A 20,776-nucleotide genomic window follows, 5' to 3' on the forward strand; every position below is an offset into this window, starting at 1 on the left:
GGCGGGCCCTGCGTGTCGCTACGGTTCACGCACCGACAGGCGGTGCCGCCGATCAGGCCTTCAACGTTGCCAGGATGTCGTTGAAGGTCTTGCTCGGGCGCATCGCCTCGCTGACCTTGGCCAGGTCCGGGTGGTAGTAGCCGCCGATCTCCACCGGCTTGCCCTGCGCACCGTTGAGCTCGCCCACGATGGTGGCTTCGTTCTCGGTCAGCGCCTTGGCCAGCGGTGCGAACTTGGCCTGCAACGCGGTGTCTTCGGTCTGGGCGGCCAGGGCCTGCGCCCAGTACATCGCCAGATAGAAATGGCTGCCGCGGTTGTCGAGTTCGCCCACCTTGCGCGCCGGCGACTTGTTGTTGTCCAGGAACTGGCCGTTGGCCACGTCCAGCGCCTTGGCCAGCACCGTGGCCGACGGGTTGTCGTAGCGGTTGCCCAGGTGTTCTAGCGAGGCGGCCAGCGCCAGGAATTCGCCCAGCGAATCCCAGCGCAGGCAGTTCTCTTCGACGAACTGCTGCACGTGCTTGGGCGCCGAGCCGCCGGCGCCGGTTTCGAACAGGCCGCCGCCGGCCATCAGCGGCACGATGGAGAGCATCTTGGCGCTGGTGCCCAGCTCCATGATCGGGAACAGGTCGGTGAGGTAGTCGCGCAGCACGTTGCCGGTGACCGAGATGGTGTCCTGGCCCTTGCGGATGCGCTCCAGCGAGAACGTGGTGGCCTCCACCGGCGGCAGGATGCGGATGTCCAGGCCGCTAGTGTCGTGATCCTTGAGGTATTTCTCGACCTTGGCGATGACCTGCGCATCGTGTGCGCGGGCCTGGTCCAGCCAGAACACCGCCGGCGTCTCGCTCAGGCGTGCGCGCTCGACGGCGAGCTTGACCCAGTCCTGGATCGGCGCGTCCTTGACCTGGCACATGCGCCACAGGTCGCCGGCTTCCACGGCATGTTCGAACACCGTCTTGCCGGTGCCGTCGGTGACCTTGACGGTACCGGCGGCAGACATCTGGAAGGTCTTGTCGTGCGAGCCGTATTCTTCGGCCTTCTGCGCCATCAGGCCCACATTCGGCACCGAACCCATGGTGGCCGGGTCGAACGCACCATGCGACTTGCAGTCGTCGATCACCGCCTGGTACACGCCGGCATAGCAACGGTCGGGGATCACGGCCTTGGTGTCCTGCAGCTTGCCTTGCGCATTCCACATCTGGCCGGAATCGCGAATCATCGCCGGCATCGACGCATCGACGATCACGTCGCTGGGCACATGCAGGCTGGTGATGCCCTTGTCGGAGTTGACCATCGCCAGGCCCGGGCGCTGCGCGTATTCGGCCTGGATATCGGCCTTGATTTCGGCTTGCTTGGCTTCCGGGAGCGATGTGATACGTGCATACAGATCGCCAATGCCGTTGTTGGGATCGAAACCAACCGAGGTGAGCGCATCGGCGTGCTTGCTCAGCGTGTCCTTGTAGAACTCCCCGACCACCACGCCGAACAGTACCGGGTCGGACACCTTCATCATGGTGGCCTTGAGGTGCACCGAAAACAGCACGCCCTTCGATTTCGCATCGGCGATCTGCGCATCGATGAAGCTGGCCAGCGCGCGCTTGCTCAGCACGGCGGCATCGACGATTTCGCCAGCCTTGACCGCGACCTTGTCCTTCAACACCGTGCTGGCGCCATCGGCGCCAACGAATTCGATCTTCAGCGCGCCGGCATCGGCGATGGTGGTGGACTGTTCGCTGCCGAAGAAATCGCCGGCGTCCATGTGCGCCACATGCGATTTGGAGTCGCTGCTCCACTTGCCCATGCGATGCGGATGCTTGCAGGCGTAGTTCTTGACCGACAGCGGGGCGCGGCGATCGGAATTGCCTTCGCGCAGCACCGGGTTCACCGCACTGCCCTTGACCTTGTCGTAGCGCGCCTTGATATCCTTTTCCGCTGCATCCTTGGGTTCGTCCGGATATGCCGGCAGCGCGTAGCCCTGGCCCTGCAGTTCCTTGATGGCCGCCTTGAGCTGCGGCACCGAGGCGCTGATGTTGGGCAGCTTGATGATGTTGGCTTCCGGCGTGGTGGCCAGCTCGCCCAGTTCGGCCAGGTCGTCGGCGATCTTCTGGGTGTCGTTCAGATGCTCGGGAAACAGCGCCAGAATGCGCCCTGCCAGCGAGATATCGCGCGTTTCGACCACGATGCCGGCGGTATCGGTATAGGCATCGATGATCGGCAGCAGCGACTGCGTGGCCAGGAAGGGAGCTTCGTCGGTGAGCGTGTAGAGGATCTTCGGTGTCTTCGACATAAGGTGCGATGGCTCTTGTGGTCGGGAGGAATGCCGCAGTCGGAGGCGTTGCGGAGGCGTGCGCGACAGGGGTCGCTCGGCACGCGCACCACTCGGCGCAGCGGACGCCGCATTGGGTCAGCACGGCATTGTCGCGTCTGAGCCGCGCCCGGGTAAAGCGACCACGGGCGGACGCTTCATCCCGCTACACGGCCAATCGACTTGGATGCAGCTGTAACGATTCTGTCAGGCAAGACAAAGGCGCGATCTGGCGATCGCGCCTTGTCGGACACATGGAGATGCGCATCAGTCACCCCGATGCGCACCGCACCAGCACGCATCGACTCATTCATGTGGCCATGTGCGTTGGTGCGCCGCTTACTTGACCGTGATGGTCTGCGGCGTACCTGCAGGCTTGCCGTCGACCATGACCTGCGCAGTGTAAGTGCCGGCCGGCCAGCCATCTGGCTTGCTGAAGCTCATGTTGGTGGTTTCTGCACCGCTGGTAGTCAGCGTGGCGCTCTGCTCGCCGGCCACCTGCCCATCCTGGTAGGTGAGCTTGGCCGACAGCGGCACATTGCTCGCACTGCCTTCGGTCTTGACCGACACGATGATGGTGTCCTTGCTGCCGACGTTGGCCGACGGCGTCACCGTCTTGTCCGCAGCGGCAACCGTGCCGACCGCAACGCTGGACACCGTGACGCTGGTGCCGGCCATTGCCGCGGCATCGGTGCTGGCAGCGCCAGTGGCGGTGCCCTGCGCAGCCTGATCGCTGGCCGGTGGTGTGGCCGCCGGGCCCGGCATGGCGTCGGTGGCCGCGCCAGAAGTCGGATCCTTGGCGACGTTGGAATCGTCGTTGGCTTCCTTGCGGCAACCCGACAAGGCAAGAACACCCGCCAAGGCGAGAACCAGGGTGCTGGAAACGGCTTTGGTACGCATGGATCGATCTCCAAATGGCGAATGGATCAAACAAATGAGTGAGGCGTCAGGCATCGCGCCGATGTGTCGGTACGCGTGTCGACGGTGAGGTGCGCCTACGCTCTCGGCGGCAAATGCAGCACCTGGCCAGGAAAGATCTTGTCCGGGTCCTGCAAGGTATCGCGGTTGACTTCGAAGATACGCGGCCACAGCGCGCCATCGCCGAGATGGCGCTTGGCGATCTTGGACAGGCTGTCGCCTGCCTGCACGGTGACGGTTTCGCCGACCAGTTGCGCGGTGCTTTGCACGCTGGAGCGCACGTTGGAAAAATCCGCCGCGGGCGCCACATCGGCGGTGCTGTCGACCAAGGCGGTGACGTTGGAGAAATCGGCTTTGTTGTCGGCACTCATTGCGGCAGCCCTGTGCAGGTGATGCAGGCAGGGTGCGCGGAGTGCCGTTAAGCATGGATCGCGCCGTCGTGAAGCCGGCGCGATCACGCAGCTGCGATTACTGGCGCAGATCTCGGAAGATCGACAGCGGCGTGGGCAAGCCGGGTGAGCTGCGCAGCGGGTTGATGTCCAGCCCGCCGCGGCGGGTGTAGCGCGCCTCGACCACCAGCCACTCGGGCGCACATCGCTGCATCACATCGTTGAAGATGCGCTCCACGCACTGCTCGTGGAATTCGGCATGGTCGCGGAAACTCACCAGATAGCGCAGCAGGCCTTCGCGGTCGATCGGCGCGCCGCGATAACGCACGCTCACGCTGGCCCAATCCGGCTGGCCGGTGACCGGGCAGTTGGATTTGAGCAGTGCCGAGGTCAGCACTTCTTCCACCGCCGGCTGTGCGAGCGCATGCAGATACGCGGCGTTGGGCGGGCCGTAATCGTCGATGCTGACATCCAGCGCATCGATGGACTCGCCCTCGCCCACCGCATCGATTGGCGGCAGACCGAATTCCACCACCACATCGGCGCCGGCCCGCGTGGACAGGTCGGTGGCGATGCGTGTACGCACGGCTTCGGCGCTATTGAAGCGGGTGGCGTTGAGCGAATTCAGATACAACTTGAGCGACTTGGACTCGATCAACGACGGCGAGTCGCAGGGCACATGCAGGGTGGCGGTGGCCACGCAAGGCTTGCCCTGCGCATCGAGCCAGCTCAGCTCGTAGGCATGCCAGCGGTCACGCCCGATGAAGGGCAGCGCACCGGTCAGGCCGATCGCCTCGCGCCCGGCCGCACGCGGAATCGGAAACAGCAGCGACGGATCGTAGCCGCTGGGATAGGCGACCTCACGACCGAGGGTGGAATCTTCTGGGGTATTCATCCGACCATTTTAGGCCGCCCGGGCTGGCCGTGAGGTATATGGCGATGCGGACACACGGACGAAACGGCAACACGGTTTTTTTAAAGCCAGACCTGCCCACCAGCATTGAAGAGGAGACCCGCCCAGCCGCGGGCGAATCCCCAATCCCGACTCCCAACTCACCCCTGCTGCAGATAATCCAGCGATACCTGCAACAGCGCACGCAAGCCCACATCCAGCGAGGACTCGTCCAGCAGGAACTGCGGCGAGTGGTTGCTGGGCGCAGTGGCCGGGTCGATGCCCTTGACGGTGGAGCCGACGAAGAAGAACATCGACGGCACCTGCTGGGCGTAGAACGAGAAGTCTTCGGCGCCCATCTGCAACGGCGGCTCGTAGACGTTGTCCGCACCCACCACCGCCTGCAGGCTGGGCAGCATCTTGGCCGTCAGGGCCGGGTCGTTGACCGTGGCCGGGTTGCCGTCCTGGTCGGGCACCTTCGCGTCCACCTTGGCACCATGCGCGGCAGCGGTGTGCTCGGCCACGTTCTTCAGGTCGGCAAAGATCTGCTGGCGCATGCCTTCGTCGAAGGTGCGGATGGTGCCGACCATTTCCACGTCGTCGGGGATGATGTTGTAGCGGATGCCGCCCTTGATCGCACCGAAGCTGAGTACCGCCGGCTGCTTGGACAGGTTGGCGCGGCGGCTGATCACCGTCTGCGCGGTGGAGATCATGTCGGCGCTGGCCACGATCGGGTCGATGCCGTTCCACGGCGCCGAGCCATGGGTCTGGCGGCCGATCATCTTGATCGCGAAGCGATCCGAGGCCGCCATCAGCGGACCGCTGCGCACCGCGATCTTGCCGGCCTGCACGCTGGAGAACACATGCAGGCCGAACACCGCCTGCGGCTTGAAGTCGGCGAACAGGCCTTCCTTCAGCATCAGCGAGGCGCCGCCCTCTTCATTGCCGGGTGCGCCTTCTTCGGAGGGTTGGAAGATCAGCATCACCTCGCCCGGCAGCTGCTCGCGCATGCCCACCAGCGCTTCGGCCACGCCGAGCAGGATGGCGGTGTGGGCGTCGTGGCCGCAGGCATGCATCACCCCGACCTGCTCGCCGCGGTATTCGGCGGTGGCCTTGGAGGCGAACGGCAGCCCGGTCTGCTCTTTCACCGGCAGCGCGTCCATGTCCGCGCGCAGGGCGATCTTCGGGCCGGGCTTGCCGCCCTTGATGATGGCCACCACGCCGTGATGGGCGATGCCGGTGCGCGGCTTGAGGCCCAGCTTGCGCAGCTGCGCGGCCACCGTGGCGGCGGTGCGCTCTTCGCGGTTGGACAGTTCCGGATGCTGGTGGAAGTCGCGCCGCCACTGCACCACCTTGGGCTGCAGCGTGGCGGCGACGGTGGCGACCTCGGGGCGCGGCGCGGTCTGCGCGGCGGCGAGCATGGGCAGGGCGAGCAACAGCGCGCCGGACAGCAGGCGGGAGTGGCGCATCAACAATCCTCTAATGAACGATCTGCACTGTAGTCCACCTGCGCGATCAGGTCGCGTCCCTCGTGGTGCTTTCGAACAGAGCGGACGTTGGCGCGCCGATGCAGGGCCGCATGGCACGCGCTGGACAGGGGCGGCGATGGCGTTGCAGTGCCGGCCGGCCTGGCGTCGTCACCGCTCTCCCTCTGGCCGCGTCGAATGGCCGGCGAACATTTGGCCTGGCCGCCCACGGCCACCCGTCGCCGGGCTTGTCCGCAGGCGCACACTGCGTTGGTGCGACCAGATTCAGCCCGGCGGTCAACCGTTTCGGCGTTGACGCGTTGCCGCTACACGCATCCGTGAACGGTGTGGTCGTTTCGCCAGGCGGGGCGTTACTTCAGTAATGCTCAATTGCCTGTTCGCAACGATATGCTTCGCAAAGCCGCCCCACGGTCGCCTCCCAGCGCCCGGCCCGTCCTCAGGAGTTGTCGCATGTCGCGTTTTTGGAAGATCACACTGCTGGTCGTAGCGGTGCTCGTCGTGGTGTTCGTCGCAATGCGGATGATGGGTGGGGGCAGTCAGGGCAAGCGGGCGGGCGCGCCGGACGGCAACGGCACCGAAAACAGCGCCCCGGTGCCGGTCACGGTCGTGGCCGCCACCACCCAGGATGTGCCGGTGTATGCCAGCGCGCTGGGCACGGTGACCGCGCTCAACACGGTGACGGTCAGCCCGCAGGTCGGCGGCCAGTTGATGAGCCTGAATTTCAAGGAAGGCCAGGAAGTGAAGAAGGGCGAGCTGCTGGCGCAGATCGACCCGCGCACGCTGCAGGCCAGCTACGACCAGGCGCTGGCGGCCAAGCGCCAGAACCAGGCGCTGCTGGCGACCTCGCGGGTGAACTACCAGCGCTCCAACGACCCCGCCTACAAGCAGTACGTCTCGCGTACCGATCTGGACACCCAGCGCAACCAGGTGGCGCAGTACGAGGCCGCGGTGGCCGCCAACGATGCGCAGATGCGCTCGGCGCAGGTGCAACTGCAGTTCACCCGGGTGACCGCGCCGATCGACGGCATTGCCGGCATCCGCGGCGTGGACGTGGGCAATATCGTCAGCACCACCTCCACCATCGTGACCCTGACCCAGATCCGCCCGATCTACGTGTCCTTCAACCTGCCCGAGCGCGAGTTGCAGGCGGTACGCAGCGGCCAGGCGGCCGCACCGCTGGCCGTGGCCGCACTGGACCGCGGCGATGCGCATGTGATCAGCGGCGACGGCAAGCTGGATGTGATCGACAACCGCATCGCCACCGACAGCGGCACCTTCGGCGCGCGTGCCATTTTCGACAACACCGACAGCGCCTTGTGGCCGGGACAGTTCGTCAACGTGCGGCTGCAGTTGCGCACCATCGCCGGCGGCACCGTGGTGCCGACCCAGGCCGTGCAGCGCGGCCCGGACGGGGATTACGTCTACGTGGTGGGCAACGACAACACCGCGCAGATGCGCACCGTGGTGCAGGGCGTGGAGGTGGACGACAGCCACGTGCAGGTGACCAAGGGCCTCAAGCCCGGCGAGCGCGTAGTGACCGAAGGCCAGTTCCGGCTCAAGCCGGGCAGCAAGGTCACCGCGCTCAAGCCGGGCGAGACGCCGCCGGAGCCCACCGAGGCCGAGCTCAAGGCGGCGCAGGAAAAGCAGAAGGGTGGCGGCGGCGGTGGCCGTCGTGGCGGCGGTCCGCGCTAATGCCTGACCACTGGCGACGGACCACTCCGTCGCCAGTGCGCGTCGGCGCCCTGCGCGCCGGCACCGATTGACGTCTTCAGCAAGGATCCCCCCCCGTGGGCTTTTCGACCATCTTCATCCGCCGCCCCATCGCCACCTCGCTGTTGATGGCGGGCGTCCTGCTGCTGGGCATCCTCGGCTACCGGCAGCTGCCGGTGTCGGCGCTGCCTGAAATCGACGCGCCCAGTCTGGTCGTGACCACCCAGTATCCCGGCGCCAACGCGACCACCATGGCCTCGCTAGTGACCACGCCGCTGGAGCGCCAGTTCGGGCAGATCTCCGGGCTGCAGATGATGACCTCCGATTCGTCGGCAGGCCTGTCCACGATCATCCTGCAGTTCTCGATGGACCGCGATATCGACATCGCCTCGCAGGACGTGCAGGCGGCGATCCGCCAGGCCACCCTGCCCTCGTCGCTGCCCTACCAGCCGGTCTACAACCGGGTCAATCCGGCCGATGCGGCCATCCTCACCCTCAAGCTCACCTCCGATTCTCTGCCGCTGCGCGAGGTCAACCGCTATGCCGATGCGATCCTGGCCCAGCGCCTGTCGCAGGTGCCGGGCGTGGGCTTGGTGTCGATCGCCGGCAACGTGCGCCCGGCGGTACGCATCCAGGTCAACCCGGCGCAGCTGTCGAACATGGGCCTGACCATGGAGTCGCTGCGCAGTGCGCTGACCCAGACCAACGTCAGCGCGCCCAAGGGCTCGCTCAACGGCAAGACCCAGTCCTACAGCATCGGCACCAACGACCAGCTCACCGATGCGGCGCAGTACCGCGAGACCATCATCAGCTTCAACGACGGCCGGCCGGTGCGATTGGCCGACGTGGCCAAGGTGGTCGACGGCGTGGAAAACGACCAACTGGCCGCCTGGGCCGACGGCAAGCCGGCGGTGTTGCTGGAGATCCGTCGCCAGCCTGGCGCCAACATCGTGCAGACGGTGGAGCAGATCCGCGGCATCCTGCCGCAGTTGCAGGCGGTGTTGCCGGCCGACGTGCACCTGGAGGTGTTCTCCGACCGCACCGAGACCATCCGCGCCTCGGTGCACGAGGTCAAATTCACCCTGGTGCTGACCATCGGCCTGGTGGTGGCGGTGATCTTCGTGTTCCTGCGCCGGCTGTGGGCCACCATCATTCCTTCGGTGGCGGTGCCGTTGTCGCTGGCCGGCACCTTCGGGGTGATGGCCTTTGCCGGCATGTCGCTGGACAACCTGTCGCTGATGGCGCTGGTGGTGGCCACCGGGTTCGTGGTCGACGATGCGATCGTGATGATCGAAAACATCGTGCGCTACATCGAACAGGGCAAGAGCGGGCCGGAAGCGGCCGAAATCGGCGCCAGGCAGATCGGCTTCACCGTGCTGTCGCTGACCGTGTCGCTGGTGGCGGTGTTCCTGCCGCTGCTGCTGATGCCCGGCGTCACCGGGCGGTTGTTCCACGAGTTTGCGTGGGTGCTGTCGATCGCGGTGGTGATCTCGATGCTGGTGTCGCTGACGCTGACGCCGATGATGTGCGCCTACCTGCTCAAGCCCGATGCCCTGCCCGAAGGCGAAGATGCGCACGAGCGCGCGGCCGCCGCCGGCAAGACCAATCTGTGGACGCGCACCGTGGGCGCCTACGAGCGCAGCCTGGACTGGGTACTGGCGCGCCAGCCGCTGACCCTGGCGGTGGCGATCGGCGCGGTGGCACTGACGGTGCTGCTGTACGTGGCCATCCCCAAGGGCCTGCTGCCCGAGCAGGACACCGGCCTGATCACCGGCGTGGTGCAGGCCGACCAGAACGTGGCGTTCCCGCAGATGGAAGAGCGCACCCAGGCGGTGGCCGCGGCGCTGCGCAAGGATCCGGCGGTCACCGGCGTGGCCGCGTTCATCGGCGCCGGCACCATGAACCCCACGCTCAACCAGGGCCAGCTCTCGATCGTGCTGAAGACGCGCGGCGACCGCGACGGCCTGGACGAGGTACTTCCGCGCCTGCAACAGGCGGTGGCCGGCATCCCCGGCGTGGCGCTGTTCCTCAAGCCGGTGCAGGACGTCACCCTGGATACCCGCGTGGCCGCCACCGAATACCAGTATTCGTTGTCGGACGTGGACAGCAGCGAGCTGGCCACCTGGGCCGGGCGGATGACCGAGGCGATGCGCAAGCTGCCCGAACTGGCGGACGTGGACAACAACCTGGCCAACCAGGGCCGGGCGCTGGAACTGACCATCGACCGCGACAAGGCCAGCATGCTGGGCGTGCCGATGCAGACCATCGACGACACGCTGTACGACGCCTTCGGCCAGCGCCAGATCTCCACCATCTTCACCGAGCTCAATCAGTACCGGGTGGTGCTGGAAGTGGCGCCGGAGTTCCGCAGCAGCACCGCGCTGATGAACCAGCTGGCGGTGGCCAGCAACGGCAGCGGCGCGCTGACCGGCACCAATGCCACCAGCTTCGGCCAGGTGACCTCGTCCAACTCGTCCACCGCCACCGGCGTGGGCGCGCAGAACACCGGCATCGTGGTCGGTGCCGGCAGCATCATTCCGCTCGCCGCGCTCGCCGAAGCCAAGGTCACCAATACCCCCTTGGTGGTGAGCCACCAGCAACAGCTGCCGGCGGTCACCATCTCGTTCAACCTGGCGCCGGGACATTCGCTGTCGCAGGCGGTGGCGGCGATCGAGAAAGCGCGCGAAGCGCTGAAGATTCCCACCCAGGTGCATGCGCAATTCGTCGGCAAGGCGGCCGAATTCACCGGCAGCCAGACCGACATCGTATGGCTGCTGCTGGCCTCGATCGTGGTGATCTACATCGTGCTGGGCGTGCTGTACGAAAGCTACATCCACCCGCTGACCATCATCTCCACGCTGCCGCCGGCCGGTGTCGGCGCGCTGCTGGCGCTGATGCTATGCGGGCTGAGCCTGTCGGTGGACGGCATCGTCGGTATCGTGCTGTTGATCGGCATCGTCAAGAAGAACGCGATCATGATGATCGACTTCGCGATCGAAGCGCGCCGCGAAGGTGCCAACGCCCACGACGCGATCCGCCGCGCCTGCCTGCTGCGCTTCCGCCCGATCATGATGACGACCGCCGCGGCCATGCTGGGCGCCTTGCCGCTGGCGCTGGGCACCGGCATCGGCTCGGAGCTGCGCCGCCCGCTGGGCATCGCGATCGTGGGTGGCCTGCTGCTGTCGCAGCTGGTCACGCTGTACACCACCCCGGTGATCTACCTGTACATGGAACGCGCCGGCGAACGCCTGCGCGCCTGGCGCGCGCGCCGTGCGGCGGCGGCGCATCGGCACGTGGAGGGGCGGGTATGAGGCTCGAAGAAATCGGGACCGGGGACCGGGGACCGGGGACCCGGGGTGGAGCCAGGAGCGCACGCAATGCCTGCGGCGCAGCGATCGGCCCGGACATGCGGCGCGCGTTCGGTTCGCCATGGCAGCCGCTCCCGCTTTCCCGGGTCCCCGGTCCCCGGTCCCCGGTCCCGGAATTTCCCCGATGAACATCTCCGCGCCCTTCATCAAGCGCCCGATCGGCACTTCGCTGCTGGCGATCGGTTTGTTCGTGATCGGATTGATGTGCTACCTGCGGCTGGGCGTGGCGGCATTGCCGAACATCCAGATCCCGGTGATCTTCGTGCACGCCACCCAATCCGGTGCCGATGCCAGCACCATGGCCTCCACCGTCACCGCGCCACTGGAACGCCACCTGGGCCAGCTGCCCGGCATCGACCGCATGCGCTCGTCCAGTTCGGAAAGCAGCAGCCTGGTGGTGCTGGTGTTCCAGAGCAATCGCAATATCGATTCGGCCGCGCAGGACATCCAGACCGCGATCAACGCATCGCAATCGGACCTGCCCTCCGGGCTCGGCACGCCGATCTATTCGAAAGCCAATCCGAACGACGACCCGGTCATCGCCATCGCGTTGACCTCGGACACCCAGTCGGCCGATGAGCTCTACAACGTGGCCGACTCGCTGCTGGCGCAGCGGCTGCGCCAGATCACCGGCATCAGCTCGGTGGACATCGCCGGTGCGTCCACCCCGGCGGTGCGCGTGGACGTGGACCTGCGCGCGCTCAACGCGCTGGGGCTGACCCCGGACGATCTGCGCAACGCGGTGCGCGCGGCCAACGTCACCTCGCCGACCGGCTTCCTGTCCGACGGCAACACCACCATGGCCGTGATCGCCAACGATTCGGTAGCCAAGGCCGCCGATTTCGCGCAACTGGCGATCTCCACCCAATCCAACGGGCGCATCGTGCGGTTGGGCGATGTGGCCACCGTCTACGACGGGCAACAGGACGCGTATCAAGCCGCCTGGTTCGACGGCAAACCGGCGGTGGTGATGTACGCCTTCACCCGCGCCGGCGCCAACATCGTCGAAACCGTGGACCAGGTGAAGGCGCAGATTCCCGAACTGCGCGCCTATCTGCAGCCCGGCACCACGCTCACACCCTACTTCGACCGCACGCCCACCATCCGCGCCTCGCTGCACGAGGTGCAGGCCACGCTGATGATCTCGCTGGCGATGGTGGTGCTGACCATGGCGCTGTTTTTGCGCCGGTTGGCGCCCACGCTCATTGCCGCGGTCACCGTGCCGCTGTCGCTGGCTGGCTCGGCGCTGGTGATGTACGTGCTGGGCTTCACCTTGAACAACCTCAGCCTGCTGGCGTTGGTCATTGCGATCGGCTTCGTGGTCGACGACGCGATCGTGGTGATCGAGAACATCATGCGGCACCTGGACGAAGGCATGCCGCGCCTGGAAGCCGCACTGACCGGTGCGCGCGAGATCGGCTTCACCATCGTCTCGATCACCGCCTCGCTGGTGGCGGTGTTCATCCCGATGCTGTTCGCCAGCGGCATGATCGGTGCGTTCTTCCGCGAGTTCACCGTGACCCTGGTGGCGGCGATCGTGGTGTCCATGCTGGTGTCGCTGACCTTGACCCCGGCGCTGTGCAGCCGCTTCCTGTCTGCGCATACCGAACAGGAAAAACCCGGCCGCTTCGGCGCCTGGCTGGACCGCATGCACGAGCGCATGCTGCGCGTGTACACGGTAGCGCTGGATTTTTCGCTGCGGCACGCGCTGCTGTTGTCGCTGACACCGCTGATGCTGATCGCCGCCACCGTGTTCCTGGGCGGGGCGGTCAAGAAGGGCTCCTTCCCCGCGCAGGACACCGGCCTGATCTGGGGCCGCGCCAATTCCAGCGCCACGGTGTCGTTTGCCGACATGGTCAGCCGCCAGCGCCGTATCACCGACATGCTGATGGCCGACCCGGCGGTGAAGACCGTCGGTGCGCGGCTGGGCTCCGGCCGCCAGGGCTCCAGCGCCTCGTTCAACATCGAGCTCAAGACGCGCGATGAGGGACGCCGCGATACCACCGCCCAGGTGGTCGCGCGCCTGAGCGCCAAGGCCGACCGCTACCCGGACCTGGACCTGCGCCTGCGCGCCATCCAGGACCTGCCCAGCGATGGCGGCGGCGGCACCAGCCAGGGCGCGCAATACCGCGTGTCGCTGCAGGGCAACGACCTGGCGCAACTGCAGGAATGGCTGCCCAAGCTGCAGGCGGCGCTGAAGAAGAACCCGCGCCTGCGCGATGTGGGCACCGACGTCGATACCGCCGGCCTGCGCCAGAACATCGTGATCGACCGCGCCAAGGCCGCGCGCCTGGGCATCTCGGTCGGCGCGATCGACGGCGCGCTGTATGGCGCATTCGGCCAACGCTCCATCTCCACCATCTATTCCGACCTCAACCAGTACAGCGTGGTGGTCAACGCGCTGCCCTCGCAGACCGCCACCCCCAAGGCCCTGGACCAGATCTTCGTGCCCAACCGGGCCGGCCAGATGGTGCCGATCACCGCGGTGGCCACGCAGAAGCCCGGCCTGGCGCCGCCGCAGATCATCCACGAAAACCAGTACACCACGATGGATCTGAGCTACAACCTGGCTCCCGGGGTGAGCACGGGCGAGGCAGACCTGATCATCGAGTCGGCGGTCAAAGGGCTGCGCATGCCCGACGGCATCCGCCTCAGCGGCGACGACAGCTTCAACGTTCAGCTCAGTCCCAACTCGATGGGCATCCTGTTGCTGGCGGCGGTGCTCACCGTCTACATCGTACTGGGCATGCTCTACGAGAGCCTGATCCACCCGGTGACCATCCTGTCCACGCTGCCGGCCGCCGGCGTCGGCGCGCTGCTGGCGTTGTTCATCACCAATACCGAGTTGTCGGTGATCTCGATGATTGCGCTGGTGCTGCTGATCGGCATCGTCAAGAAGAACGCCATCATGATGATCGACTTCGCACTGGTGGCGCAGCGCGTGCACGGCATGGATGCGCGCGCAGCGGCGCGCGAGGCCTCGATCGTGCGCTTCCGTCCGATCATGATGACCACAATGGTGGCGATCCTGGCGGCGGTGCCGCTGGCAGTGGGCCTGGGCGAAGGCTCGGAACTGCGTCGCTCGCTGGGCATCGCGATGATCGGCGGGCTGGTGTTCTCGCAGAGCCTGACCCTGCTCAGCACACCGGCGTTGTACGTGATCTTCTCGTGCCTGAGCGAACGCTGGAAGGCGCGGCGCGCCCGCAAGCGCGCGCAGCGGGCAGAACGGGCCGCGGCACGCCGCCCTGCGATCCAGACGCACTGAGCCGTCGCGAAAGCCGACCGCAACGCCGGGCATGACGGCCTCCGGCACGCCTTCGCGTCGGCCAGGCAAACGCCCTCATCCGCAGCGCGATGCGTGGCCTGCTGCGTTGGCGTTTCCACAAGCAAGCGCCAGCGCGCGCATGGCGCGCCTGGATGCTGCACTCAGCCGTCAGACGGTCGTCCATTCGTCGGCTGCACGGCGATGACGGCCGATGGTTGCTGCAGATCGGCAAGCGAGCGAGTAGGCTGCCACGGGTGCGGCGCATGCCCGATCCTGGCCATGGCCGCATCGATCACGCACTGCGCACGGGCATAAAGGCCGACGACGTCGTCGACGTCGTGACCTGACACTCCGGATGCAGCAACCGGACCATGCCGTCAATCCGCCTTGCGAGGACTGTCCGATGCACATCACGCCCTACCTGTATTTCGCCGGCACCTGCCGCGCGGCCTTCGCGCACTACCAGCACGTGCTGGGCGGCGAACTGATGCTGATGACCTACGCACAGATGCCGCCGCATGCCGAAGGCGAGGCAGCGATGGAGGATGCGGCGGCGGCCGCGGATCTGGTCATGCACGTAAGCCTCGCCGGACCCGATGCGCCGCTGCTGATGGGCTCGGACCTGCCACCGGGCAAACAGGTGCAGGGCACCGGCGCGGTGTCGGTCGCGCTCGGCTTCGACAACACCCTCCAGGCCGAGCGCGTGCATGCCGCACTGGCGGACGGCGGCCAGGTGCAGATGCCGTTCGACGAGACCTTCTGGGCAGAGGGTTTTGGCATGTGCACCGACCGCTTCGGCATCCAGTGGCTGGTCAACGGCCGTTACCGCAGCGTCTGATCCCCACCCCGCGCCACTCCACAGGACACCACCGCATGATCAGCCAGATCTTCGTCAACCTGCCGGTCGAATCGCTGCCGCGTTCGGTCGCCTTCTTCACTGCCATGGGCTTTGCGTTCAATCCTGCCTACACCGACGAGAACGCCACCTGCCTGATCCTGGGCGAGAACATCTTCGCGATGTTGCTGGTCAAACCGTTCTTCCAGGGCTTCAGTCACAAGGCCATCTGCGATACGGCCCATGCCGCGGAAACCATCACCGCCCTGACGGTCGGCAGCCGCGACGAGGTGGATGCGCTGGTGAGCAAGGCGCGCGCGGCCGGTGGTCAGGTGAGCGGCGAGCCGAAGGACTACGGCTTCATGTACCAGCACGGCTTTGCCGATCCGGACGGCCATCTGTGGGAAGTCTTCCACAGCAGCGGCGCGCCGGGCTGAGAGCAGCCAACAGGACTCCTGCGCTCACCGCCAGACGGTGCGGCCGGTGCTCGGTGCGGCATGTACCACGCGGACACTCCGATTCCTGCGCGCCGTCCGCACCCACCTGACGACCGCTCGCCATGTTTTGGTCGCCGCTCCAAGCCACGCGGCGACTCCGCTGCAACCAGCGAGGTACCGCGCCTACCCCAGCAAGCCCTGCAGGGAATCGCGCTCCAGCTGCGCATACAGCGCGAATTCGTCATGCACCGGCGCGCCCAATGCCTGTTCGAAGCTGCGCTGGCTCGCGTGCGCGGCATAGGCGCGCTGCTCGGCACCGCCCAGGTTGGACTGGAAGATGCCCGCCGCACTGACCGGCAGGAAGTCTTCGTAGACGATCGGGTCGGCGCTGACCAGGCCGAGCGCGATGGCGGTTTCCGCCGGCATGGCGGCGACCTGCGCCGGATCGGCGCGGCCGGCCTCGGTCAGCGCATAACGGAAATAGCCCAGCCCTTCCTGGCGCAATAACGCTTCGTCATCGGGAAAGGCCACGAAGGCGGTCTGCAGGCGGGTGGCGTAATCGGTGCCCGTGCTGCCCGCACCGTCGGTCTCGCGCGCCTGCGCCAGCAGCGCGTCGTACAGCGCGCGGCCCTTGGGGGTCAGCGCAAGCCCGCGCTGCTCGATCTCGCCAAAGCGCGCGGTGTGCGTGCCGTGTTCGGGCTGTCCGCCGTCGCCGACGAACCGCACCGGTTCTTCCAGCGCCTTGAAACTGGTCTGGCGCAGCAGGATCGGGACACGCCGCCGCGGCGGCCCCTCGATCACCGCCTTGGCATCGATGCCGGCCTGCTGCATCTGCGCCTGCGCCGCATCGATGTCCAGCGTGCGCGGGGTCAGGTGGTTGATGTGCGGGCCGTGGAAACTGACCACATCGGCGATCAACTTGTGCGCATCGCTCAGCGCGCGGTAGGTCGGCAGCGACACCGTCGCATCGCCGTGCCAGCGGAAGGTTTCCAGCGCCTGGTCCACGAACTGCTGCGCCTGGGTCGCATCCAGCCCGCCTGCGCGTTCGCACTGCTCGATCAACTGCAGTGCGCCGGCGGTGAAGATCTGCCGCTGTTGCAGGATCTGCGCGGCCTGCTCGCGCAGGGCGGCATCGTCGATCAGCTCCAGCCGCAGCAGCGAGGTGAACACGCGGAATGGATTGGCCGCCAGCGCGGCCTCGTCGATCGGGCGGAATGCGGTGGAGTGCACCGGCACGCCCGCCACCGACAGGTCGTAATAGCCCACCGGGTGCATGCCCATCACCGCAAACAGGCGGCGCAAGGTCGCCAGTTCTTGCGCGGTGCCGACCCGGATCGCGCCATGCCGCTCCAGGTCCAGCCGTGCGCGCTCGTCGTTGCGCTGCAAGCGCGCCGCCAAGGCCGGATCGGCCTCCAGCGTCTGCGCATTGACCTGCGCCACCAGGGCCATCAGGTTGCCGTACAGCGGCACCTCGGCGCGGTACATGTCCGACATCGCCTGTGCGAACAGGCTGCGGATGTGATCGGGAGAGACAAACACGGTATCGCGCATGGACGGGTCTTGGCAGGAGCCGGCTGATGCCGGCGTTGCCTGCATTCTCGCCGACCGCGCCCTGCGGCGACCAGCTGCACGGCAGCATCGCCGCTGGGTGTTGGCGCGCAGACAGCCGGCGCGCGCACGCTGCATACCGTGCGGTGCTACAGCCCCGCCTGTGCCGCCGCCTCGGCCGCTTCGCTGGCGTCGCGTGCGGCCTCCAGGCGCTGCGCGTGGTCGCCGAGCTGGCGACGCAGCAGCGCGTCCAGGGTGATCGGGCGTTCCCAGCGGTCGTAGCTGGCAACGATGGCATGCCTCAGCGCGCGCATGTGCGCATTGTCCGGCGTCACCGAAAGCCGCGTGATCACGCCCTGCCAGCCGTCATGGTGATCGCGGCTGTAGGCGCGCACGCTCTCGCGGCACGACAGCTGCACGGTCTGCGCCCAGAAACAGGCGAAATAGAGATCGCCGGCGTGCCAGCCATGCACCTGCAGCAGCGCCCGCACGTAGCCGCGCGGGGTGTCTGTATAGCGCGCCACCTCGTCGATGAAACTGTCCGGATAGCGCTGCGCGTAGCTGCCCATGTCGGCCAGATGCTGGTCCACCCAGGCATCGCCGGTACCAGGCATCACCGCCGGCGCGCTTTCCTGCGTGGCGGCCGCGGCAGCGGATGCCGGCGTGCTCTGGGCAGCCGCCAGCGCCGGAACCAGCAAGGCCGTCAGCACGGGCAGCAATCGCAATCGGAAGGGGCGCAGAACAGGCATGCCGCCGATGATGCCGCATGCCTGCGTCGGTGTCAGGCGGCGCGTATCTCAGCGCAGATCGTAGATGCCGAAGGTATGCACTTCGCGGCAACCGCTCAGGTCGCAGGCACCCATGTAGCCGGGGCCGACATAGCGCTGGCGCGCATCGCGGTTGTGCGGGCTGCTGTACGGATCCGGGCCATACAGTCCGTTGCCGTAGTAGATCTGCCCATGGGGCCGGTTGCGCGATGCGCCCAGTGACAGGCGCGGGCCATAGCCATAGCTGGCGTATCCACCGCCATAGCCGTCATAGCGATCGTCAAAAGAGCGATCGAAGCCGACCGCATCACCGCGATCGCCTGCAGCAGGCCGCGACTGCAGGACCGCGATGCTCTGGCCCTGCGCATCCACATAGCCATGCTCCCGGTCGAAGCGCACCATGCGGAAATACACCGTTTCTCCGCCCACCTGCCGCGTTCGCAGGCGAACCTGGGCGCCGGCATCGTCGTAGTAGGGCTGCCCGTTGCGAAAGATCACCTCGCTCGGGTTGACGACTTCCTCTTCTAGTTCGGCCGCGGCCAGCGGCGCGGCGCCGACCAACAGTCCCAGCACAACGGGCAACCCCGCGCGACGAATGACAGACCACATGCTCATGGCACTCCTCCAAGATCGGCCGCGCATGCACGCTCGGCCGGAACGTCCTGTTAAGGGGCACCCCCAGGCGCCCACGTGTCGACTCACTTCATGCGCACACCGGCTTTCCGCCATGCCTGCAACCAGGCCTGCGCTGCAAGGCCGTGAGCGCGCACCAGCGGCAGACCCTGGCCACCACGTGATGGGCTTGGACCGCCCAGGCTGCCAACGCCGGTTGCGTCCGCCAGCCGGCACACGCCGCAGCGGGCCGCAGCATCTAGCTTAGCGCGTGTTGCCGGGCCAATGCGTCCAGCGCCTGCACCGCGGCCGGCCAACTCGCAGCATCGGGCACTTCGCGCATGCGCGGCTCGTCGGCGGCCACGCCATGTTCCTGTTCGTGCGCCCAGGTCACCGCATAGGGCGTGTAGATGCCCCAGCCACCGATCGCCAGTACCGGCTCCACGTCCGAGCGCAGCGAATTGCCGATCATGACAAAGCGCTGCGCCGGCAGGTCGAATTCGGCGAGCACGCGCGCATAGGTCTTGGGATCCTTCTCGGACACCACTTCGACGCGTGCAAACAGGTCGGACAAGCCGGACTGTTCGATCTTCTGCTCCTGATGGAACAGGTCGCCCTTGGTGATCAACACCACGTCGTAGTCGGCCGCAATGGCGCTGACCGCATCGCGCACGCCTGCAATCACCTCGACGGGGTGCTGCAGGGTGGCACGGCCGATCTCGACGATGCGCTGGATATCGCGCGCATCGATGCGCGTATCGGTCAGTTCGATGGCGGTCTCGATCATCGACAGCGTCATGCCCTTGGCGCCGTAGCCGAACACCTTGAGGTTGCGACGCTCCACCGCCAGCAGGTGCTGCTGCATGCGGCTGTCGCCCAGGTCGAGATAGCGGGCCAGGATCGCTTCGAAATCCGCTTCGGCCCGGCGGTAATAGTCCTCGCTTTTCCAGAGGGTATCGTCGCCGTCGAAGCCGACCAGTTGGATCGCCTGGCCGTCGCGCTGTGCAAGAGAGGTCATCGCGCAAGTCTAGCAGTGCGCCGCGCTCAGTCGCCTGTCGCGTCGCCTGGCCCGGGCTGATAGCTGGCGAACTCGTCGCGCGACAGCCGTCCATCGCCATTGGCGTCGAAACTGGCGAAGTTCTCGCGCAGGATCGGATCCGCACTGGCCTCGGCCGGGGTCAGCGAGCTGTCGGCGTCGGTGTCCAAGGTGCGAAAGCTACGTGGTGCCAGGGTGCCTGCCGTCGGCACAACCGCAGCCTCGGTTCCGCCCTTGGCACGCGAAGGGCCGGCCGGTTCGGCGGGCAACAGCGGCGTGATCGCCGGCGGCGGCGGCTCGACCGGCAAGGGCGACATCGTCGGATTGACCGCGCCAGGCGGCGCGGCTGGTGGCGACTGCTGCGTGACCGGCGGCAACTCCGGCGGCGCCGCGGCTGCGATCAACGCAATCCACAGGCCGGCGAACACGGGAATGCGTAGCGACATGGGCACAAGACCGCAATTGGATCACCCGACCGTAGCGCGCGGAGCGTAAAGAAAACGGGAGCGACCCTGGCAGGTCGCTCCCGTGCATCCATCCTGATCTACGCTAGGTATCGTGCTCTGTCGCGCCACGTAACATCTGGTTAGCGTGCGGCACGCTCATCGAGCTGACGATGTGGGCTTAGTTGCCCTGTGAACCAGTGGCGCTGCCGCCACCCTGCTGCTTGGCCACGAAGGCCTTGTATTCGTCGGGGGTCAGCTTGCCGTCGGTATCGCCGTCGGCCTGGTCAAAGATCTGCGCCAATCCCGCATTGACCTGCGCTTCCTGCTTGCTGATGGCGCCGTCGCTGTCGGTATCCACGCTGGCCCAGGTCTGGCCGCCGCCGGAACTCGGGCCGCTCGCTTGCGCGATATTGGCCGAGCTGCCGGTCTGCGCTGCAGCATCCGGGGAAGTGCTCTGCGCCATGGCCGGCAGCGCCAGGGCGGCGGCCAGAGCGGCAGTAGCGGCGAGCAGCGAAGTGCGGTTGCGATGCTTCATTGGGTGGTCTCCTTGTGCTTGGGAATGCGCGGTGTCGCCGCACATGGCACCACCCTACCCACCGCAAATGAACGTCCAACCCGCTGCAATCTGCCGCAGAACATCCTTTTAACCACAACACAGCGCGATACGCCTAGCCGCCTGTTAGGGAAGGTCTGAACAACGAGACCTGACAGGGCGGAAGGTGGCGTCGTTCCGAAGAGTGGCTTTTGGAACTTCGGAATTTCGC

16 protein-coding genes and 1 other RNA gene are annotated in these 20,776 nt (G+C 66.8%); 6 read left to right on the forward strand and 11 right to left on the reverse strand.

The genetic code is table 11. The annotated features are described in order from the left end of the window. Nucleotides 1-52: 52 nt before the first annotated feature. The 5 genes from XcodCFBP4690_RS15885 to XcodCFBP4690_RS15905 all read right to left on the reverse strand — a co-directional run bounded on the left by XcodCFBP4690_RS15885 (nt 53) and on the right by XcodCFBP4690_RS15905 (nt 5,970). A complete protein-coding gene (locus tag XcodCFBP4690_RS15885; RefSeq protein ID WP_104542333.1) occupies nt 53-2,284 on the reverse strand; it encodes an NADP-dependent isocitrate dehydrogenase in 2,232 nt (743 codons plus the stop codon). A gap of 357 nt (nt 2,285-2,641) precedes the next feature. Next, the gene (locus XcodCFBP4690_RS15890) at nt 2,642-3,202 is read right to left on the reverse strand and encodes a hypothetical protein (RefSeq protein WP_104542335.1); all 561 of its coding nucleotides are present in this window, start codon (nt 3,200-3,202) and stop codon (nt 2,642-2,644) included. Between the two features lie 95 nt (nt 3,203-3,297). Next, nucleotides 3,298-3,591, reverse strand: coding sequence for a LysM peptidoglycan-binding domain-containing protein (locus XcodCFBP4690_RS15895; RefSeq protein WP_104542337.1), 294 nt, complete (start codon nt 3,589-3,591; stop codon nt 3,298-3,300). 97 nt (nt 3,592-3,688) lie between these two features. Further along, the gene (gene queF / locus XcodCFBP4690_RS15900; RefSeq protein ID WP_104542339.1) at nt 3,689-4,504 is read right to left on the reverse strand and encodes an NADPH-dependent 7-cyano-7-deazaguanine reductase QueF; all 816 of its coding nucleotides are present in this window, start codon (nt 4,502-4,504) and stop codon (nt 3,689-3,691) included. 158 nt (nt 4,505-4,662) lie between these two features. Then, on the reverse strand, nt 4,663-5,970 hold the full coding sequence (locus tag XcodCFBP4690_RS15905) for a M20 family metallopeptidase (protein ID WP_104542341.1): 1,308 nt from the start codon (nt 5,968-5,970) through the stop codon (nt 4,663-4,665). A gap of 468 nt (nt 5,971-6,438) precedes the next feature. On the opposite strand from XcodCFBP4690_RS15905, the gene XcodCFBP4690_RS15910 reads away from it, so the two are divergent. The 6 genes from XcodCFBP4690_RS15910 (at nt 6,439) to XcodCFBP4690_RS15940 (ending at nt 15,739) form a co-directional block, all read left to right on the forward strand. Beyond that, on the forward strand, nt 6,439-7,680 hold the full coding sequence (locus tag XcodCFBP4690_RS15910) for an efflux RND transporter periplasmic adaptor subunit (protein ID WP_104542343.1): 1,242 nt from the start codon (nt 6,439-6,441) through the stop codon (nt 7,678-7,680). Nucleotides 7,681-7,775: 95 nt separating this feature from the next. Next, nucleotides 7,776-11,009, forward strand: coding sequence for an efflux RND transporter permease subunit (locus tag XcodCFBP4690_RS15915; RefSeq protein ID WP_104542345.1), 3,234 nt, complete (start codon nt 7,776-7,778; stop codon nt 11,007-11,009). A 181-nt stretch (nt 11,010-11,190) separates the two neighbouring features. After that, entirely contained in the window at nt 11,191-14,331 is a 3,141-nt protein-coding gene (locus XcodCFBP4690_RS15920) for an efflux RND transporter permease subunit (protein WP_104542347.1), read from the forward strand. Between the two features lie 403 nt (nt 14,332-14,734). After that, nucleotides 14,735-15,169, forward strand: coding sequence for a VOC family protein (locus XcodCFBP4690_RS15930; RefSeq protein WP_104542351.1), 435 nt, complete (start codon nt 14,735-14,737; stop codon nt 15,167-15,169). A 35-nt stretch (nt 15,170-15,204) separates the two neighbouring features. Beyond that, nucleotides 15,205-15,603 (forward strand): VOC family protein, encoded by a 399-nt coding sequence (locus XcodCFBP4690_RS15935; protein ID WP_167394664.1) that lies wholly within the window; start codon nt 15,205-15,207, stop codon nt 15,601-15,603. 60 nt (nt 15,604-15,663) lie between these two features. Further along, nucleotides 15,664-15,739, forward strand: a non-coding RNA gene (locus XcodCFBP4690_RS15940) — sX9 sRNA. A gap of 47 nt (nt 15,740-15,786) precedes the next feature. On the opposite strand, the gene hglS is transcribed toward XcodCFBP4690_RS15940, so the two are convergent. From hglS to XcodCFBP4690_RS15970, 6 genes are all read right to left on the reverse strand, one after another. After that, the gene (gene hglS, locus XcodCFBP4690_RS15945) at nt 15,787-17,154 is read right to left on the reverse strand and encodes a 2-oxoadipate dioxygenase/decarboxylase HglS (RefSeq protein ID WP_104542353.1); all 1,368 of its coding nucleotides are present in this window, start codon (nt 17,152-17,154) and stop codon (nt 15,787-15,789) included. Nucleotides 17,155-17,300: 146 nt separating this feature from the next. Then, nucleotides 17,301-17,900 carry a hypothetical protein gene (locus XcodCFBP4690_RS15950; RefSeq protein WP_104542355.1) on the reverse strand — a complete coding sequence of 200 codons (600 nt, stop codon included), beginning with the start codon at nt 17,898-17,900 and terminating at the stop codon, nt 17,301-17,303. A gap of 48 nt (nt 17,901-17,948) precedes the next feature. Continuing rightward, nucleotides 17,949-18,533 (reverse strand): hypothetical protein, encoded by a 585-nt coding sequence (locus tag XcodCFBP4690_RS15955; RefSeq protein WP_104542357.1) that lies wholly within the window; start codon nt 18,531-18,533, stop codon nt 17,949-17,951. 256 nt (nt 18,534-18,789) lie between these two features. Further along, nucleotides 18,790-19,548: an HAD family hydrolase gene (locus tag XcodCFBP4690_RS15960; RefSeq protein WP_104542359.1), complete on the reverse strand. Its 759-nt coding sequence runs from the start codon at nt 19,546-19,548 to the stop codon at nt 18,790-18,792. Nucleotides 19,549-19,574: 26 nt separating this feature from the next. Continuing rightward, nucleotides 19,575-20,012, reverse strand: a complete 438-nt coding sequence (locus XcodCFBP4690_RS15965) for an EF-hand domain-containing protein (RefSeq protein WP_104542361.1) — start codon at nt 20,010-20,012, stop codon at nt 19,575-19,577. 178 nt (nt 20,013-20,190) lie between these two features. Continuing rightward, entirely contained in the window at nt 20,191-20,547 is a 357-nt protein-coding gene (locus tag XcodCFBP4690_RS15970) for an EF-hand domain-containing protein (protein WP_104542363.1), read from the reverse strand. Nucleotides 20,548-20,776 lie beyond the last annotated feature (229 nt).

This window comes from Xanthomonas codiaei (assembly GCF_002939785.1).
In the GTDB taxonomy this organism is placed as follows: Bacteria; Pseudomonadota; Gammaproteobacteria; order Xanthomonadales; family Xanthomonadaceae; genus Xanthomonas; species Xanthomonas codiaei.

Coding starts and splice junctions, on each gene's coding strand:
- XcodCFBP4690_RS15890 (WP_104542335.1), bottom strand. CDS start 3,202: ATGCGTACCAAAGCCGTTTCCAGCACCCTGGTTCTCGCCTTGGCGGGT.
- XcodCFBP4690_RS15950 (WP_104542355.1), bottom strand. CDS start 17,900: ATGCCTGTTCTGCGCCCCTTCCGATTGCGATTGCTGCCCGTGCTGACG.
- XcodCFBP4690_RS15965 (WP_104542361.1), bottom strand. CDS start 20,012: ATGTCGCTACGCATTCCCGTGTTCGCCGGCCTGTGGATTGCGTTGATC.
- XcodCFBP4690_RS15930 (WP_104542351.1), top strand. CDS start 14,735: ATGCACATCACGCCCTACCTGTATTTCGCCGGCACCTGCCGCGCGGCC.
- XcodCFBP4690_RS15970 (WP_104542363.1), bottom strand. CDS start 20,547: ATGAAGCATCGCAACCGCACTTCGCTGCTCGCCGCTACTGCCGCTCTG.
- XcodCFBP4690_RS15920 (WP_104542347.1), top strand. CDS start 11,191: ATGAACATCTCCGCGCCCTTCATCAAGCGCCCGATCGGCACTTCGCTG.
- hglS (WP_104542353.1), bottom strand. CDS start 17,154: ATGCGCGATACCGTGTTTGTCTCTCCCGATCACATCCGCAGCCTGTTC.
- XcodCFBP4690_RS15955 (WP_104542357.1), bottom strand. CDS start 18,533: ATGAGCATGTGGTCTGTCATTCGTCGCGCGGGGTTGCCCGTTGTGCTG.
- XcodCFBP4690_RS15960 (WP_104542359.1), bottom strand. CDS start 19,548: ATGACCTCTCTTGCACAGCGCGACGGCCAGGCGATCCAACTGGTCGGC.
- XcodCFBP4690_RS15895 (WP_104542337.1), bottom strand. CDS start 3,591: ATGAGTGCCGACAACAAAGCCGATTTCTCCAACGTCACCGCCTTGGTC.
- XcodCFBP4690_RS15935 (WP_167394664.1), top strand. CDS start 15,205: ATGATCAGCCAGATCTTCGTCAACCTGCCGGTCGAATCGCTGCCGCGT.
- queF (WP_104542339.1), bottom strand. CDS start 4,504: ATGAATACCCCAGAAGATTCCACCCTCGGTCGTGAGGTCGCCTATCCC.
- XcodCFBP4690_RS15910 (WP_104542343.1), top strand. CDS start 6,439: ATGTCGCGTTTTTGGAAGATCACACTGCTGGTCGTAGCGGTGCTCGTC.
- XcodCFBP4690_RS15885 (WP_104542333.1), bottom strand. CDS start 2,284: ATGTCGAAGACACCGAAGATCCTCTACACGCTCACCGACGAAGCTCCC.
- XcodCFBP4690_RS15905 (WP_104542341.1), bottom strand. CDS start 5,970: ATGCGCCACTCCCGCCTGCTGTCCGGCGCGCTGTTGCTCGCCCTGCCC.